The 3,681-nt window shown below is 77.5% G+C and carries 2 protein-coding genes; both read right to left on the bottom strand.

All coding sequences use genetic code 11. The annotated features are described in order from the left end of the window. Positions 1 to 1,407: class III lanthionine synthetase LanKC (lanKC, locus tag K6I33_RS33005; protein WP_229358349.1), on the bottom strand; the 1,407-nt coding region annotated here is incomplete at its 3' end. Between the two features lie 148 nt (positions 1,408 to 1,555). Further along, positions 1,556 to 3,681: class III lanthionine synthetase LanKC (gene lanKC, locus K6I33_RS33010; RefSeq protein WP_229358351.1), on the bottom strand; the 2,126-nt coding region annotated here is incomplete at its 5' end.

Genomic DNA, 3,681 nt, shown 5'->3' on the forward strand with positions numbered 1-3,681 from the left:
GTCCGGGGGCGGGGCCAGGCCCGCGCGCAGCCGCTCGCCGTAGCCGGGCGGGAGGGGAAAGCGGTCCTCGACGTGCCGGATCAACTGCTCGTGCTTGCGCGGGTCGAAGCGCAGCAGCTCGGTGAGCGGGCAGAAGACCGCCAGCCGCAGGCAGTCCAGGGCGTAGGCGTCGACGGCCGGCCCCGAGCGCGCCCAGGGGGCCGTGAAGCCCGCCGTGCCCAGCGCCGGGGTGAAGTTCTCGTCCATCCCGAAGGACGTCTCGAAGTCGACGAGGCAGACGCTGCCGTCCGGCCGCACCAGCACATTGCCCGGCTGGAGGTCCCCGAAGACCACACCCCGTCCGTGCAGCGCGGCTATCGCCTCCTCGACCCGGTCGACGACCGCGCACGCCCAGACGGTGTACGCGGCCAGCTCCGTCCGGTTCGCGTCCGGCCGGAAGAGGGGGTGGCGGCGCCCCATGGCCTCCTCCAGGCGTTCCCCCTCCACGAACTCCTCGACGAGGAAGTGGTGTTCCCAGTGGCGCGTCCGGGCCAGCACCCGCGGTACGCAGCCGAGCCCCGCGAGCCGTTCCAGCACGGCGTGCTCGCGCCCCAGCCGGGCCACCGCGTCCATGCCGTTGTCGTCGACACCGGCGAACGGGCGGGCCTCCCGCAGCACCACGCGCCGCCCGGTGCCGGGGGCGACGGCGCGGTAGACGCCGCCGCTGTTGGAGAAGCGCAACGCCTTCTCCACCCGGTAGGGGAAGCCCCCGCCGCCGTCCGCCCGCGCGGCACGGATCCGCCCGGCGATGAAGGACGGCACGCCCGCCCACGGCGGCACCTTGAACGCGGCCCCGCGCACATCGGGCACCGCCCGGCCGTCGGGCCGGACGACGGCGGGCACGTACTCGCCGTCGCCGGAGAAGCAGAACCGGGGCGTGAACCCCCCGTAGCGCAGGTACAGCGGCCCGTCGTCCCAGCGCAGATCGCTGAGGATGTAGGGGCCCTTGACGCCCCGTAACAGCCCGGACAGCTCCTGGAGCGCGCGCTCCAGGAGCTCCTCGGAGCGCGGATAGACGGTGACGAGCTTGCCGCCCGCCGAGCGCGGGGCCCGCTTGCTGTTGACGAGGGCCAGCAGGGCGCGGCTGCGCAGGAACTTGAAGCCGATGCCGCGCGCGACGCAGTACTCCCAGACCGTGGCGATCGCCCGGGGGGCCTCCTCGGCCGTCGCCGAGACATGGATCTTCCAGCCCTGCGGCGGCAGCCGCGCGTCGCGGGGCCGCAGGACCACCCAGCCGTCGCGTTCGGCGCGCCGCCACCCCGGCGGTGCCGGGCGGGCGGCGTGGGCGAAGCGGGCGGCGGTGTCCTCCACGCGCTCCGGGGTGTCCACGAAGAGGGGGTCGGCGACGAGGTGGCCTTGAGCGAGCATGCCGTGCTCCTCCGGTGCCGTGTCAGGTCCGGTGCCGTGCCGGGCCTCGCGATTCCGGCGGGCCGGCCGCCGCCGTCCGGTGCGGCGGCCGGCCCGCCGTCCTCCGGGGACGGCTCACACCTGTCCGAGGGTGCTGTGGTAGCTGTTGCTACACGGCCACTGGACGGGGGTCTCCTCCTCCAGTTCCTGCAGCTCCAGGATCTCCGACACGTCGTTCACCTCCCTCCCGGGCGGGCGGGACGGCCACGGGACGGGGGTCGAGGAAGGGCAGGACGGGCCCGGTCCCCTCGAACGCCGAGCCCAGCGCGAGCAGCACGCCCGCGGCGCCCGTCGCCAGGTCCGCCGAGAGCCGCAGCATCCGGAACCCGGGGAACGCCAGGTGCCCCTGGTAGGTCTGGGCGTACCAGGACAGCCGCCCGATCTGCCGGCCGAGCGCCGTGCCCGCGACCGGCTCGCCGAGCGCCGCGAGCACGGCCACCGACCCGGCCCGCCCGCGCAGCAGGCCCGCGTTGCGCACGTACACGGCGTCGCAGGTCAGCCGGAGCGAGGCCAGCACGGCGGCCAGCCGGGGGTCGGGCCGGTACCGCAGCAGGTCGCGCAGGACGAACGCGAGCCCGGTGCTGCCCCCGTGGAGGTACGGCAGGTTGGCCGTGCCGTCGAAGAGGGTGAGCGTCCCGTCGGGGAGGGTGCGCAGCCGCACCAGGTCGTGGCGCAGGGCCCGCCCGGCGAGGCCGAGGAGGGAGGCGTCGCCCGTGTGCTCGTACAGCCGAAGGAACAGCAGGGCCGCTCCGGTCGCGCCGTGCAGCAGCCCGTAGGGCGCGGGGCCGCCCGGCGGGGCGGGCGGGGGGCCGTCCTCGACGGCGCGGCCGAGCTCGCCGGCGAGGGCCGTCGCGCGGTCCAGCAGCGCGGGGTCCCCGGTCGTGGCGGCGAAGTGCAGCAGGGTCAGGGCGATGCCGGCCCGGCCGGCGGCCAGGCCCGCGTCGGGCACCGCGTCCCGCTCCGGCGGGCAGCGGCCGAGGACGTCGAGGGCCTCCGCGCGCAGGCCGAGCGTGTCCAGGACGAACGCGACGCCGTGCAGGCCCTCGTGGAGGCCGGGCGCGGGGGCGGGGTCGCGCCGCACGGCGGCCAGGAGCCACGCCGTGTACTCCTCGGGCACCCGCGCCCCGGCCCGGTGGAGCGCGTACAGGACCCCGGCCGCGCCGTGGGCGAGCGCGGGGCCGCCCAGCGTCGCGGATCCGGTGGGGCTGCCGGGGAAGAGCCGGTCGGGGCGGCCCGGGGTGGCGGTGGCGTGGATGCCCCGGACGAGGGAGTCGCGGATCGCGGGCCAGTCGGGGCGGTCCGCCGCCAGCAGGGCGCCCGCCCGGTCGTCCTCGGCCGGGTGGCCCTCGGGCCACAGCCCCGTCAGCAGCCCGGCGCCGAACCCCCGGGGCACCGGGTAGTGCCGTTCGATCGCGGCGGTGAGGGTGCGGAGCTTGCCGGGGCTGCGGTGGGGGACCGGCAGGAACAGCCACAGCCGCAGCAGGTCGAGCAGGTGGCGCAGGGCGGCCGGGGCCGGGAGGCCGGGCGGTGTGCCGAACCCGGGCTCGCCGGTGGCGGGGGCCCGGTCGTCCCCTGCGTCCGTGAGCGTGCCGAGGCCGACGAGCACCACCCGCCCGTCCGGCCGCAGGACGATGTGCTCCGGCCGGAGTTCACCGAGGCGCAGCCCGTGGGCGTACAGGGCGTGGAGGGCCCGCTCGGTCCGGTCCACGACGTCCAGGGCCCAGGCGGTGTACGGGGCGGCCTCCCGCTCGGCGCGCTCCCGCGAGGTGAGCGGGAAGGCGTCGGCGACGGCCCGCGGCAGCGCGGTCCCCTCGATGAACTCCTCGGCGAGGAAGCGGTGTTCCGCGTGGGTGAGGTGGGTCAGGACGTGCGGTACGCAGTCCAGGCCCGCGAGCCGCTCCCGCGCGGCCCGCTCCCGGTCGAGCCGGGTGACGGCGTCCTCGCCCCGCTCGTCGAGCCCCGCGTACGGCCGGGCCTCGCGCAGCACCACGCGCTCGCCGGTGCGCTTGTCGACCGCGAGGTAGGTGCCGCCGCCGTGGGACCTGCGAAGCGCCCGCTCGGCCCGGTAGGGGAAGCCGCCCGCCGGCCGGGCGCGCAGGGCCTCCAGGCCGGGCCGGAGCACCTCCGGCAGCGGCACTCCGTCGGGCGGGACGAAGACGGCCGGGTCGCCGGGCCGGGGGTGGCCCTCCGGGCCGGGCGGGCCGTGGCTGACATACCGCGGGCCGGGGCCGTGCC

Origin of the sequence: Streptomyces sp. UNOB3_S3 (assembly GCF_020740895.1) — a bacterium.
In the GTDB taxonomy this organism is placed as follows: Bacteria; Actinomycetota; Actinomycetes; order Streptomycetales; family Streptomycetaceae; genus Streptomyces.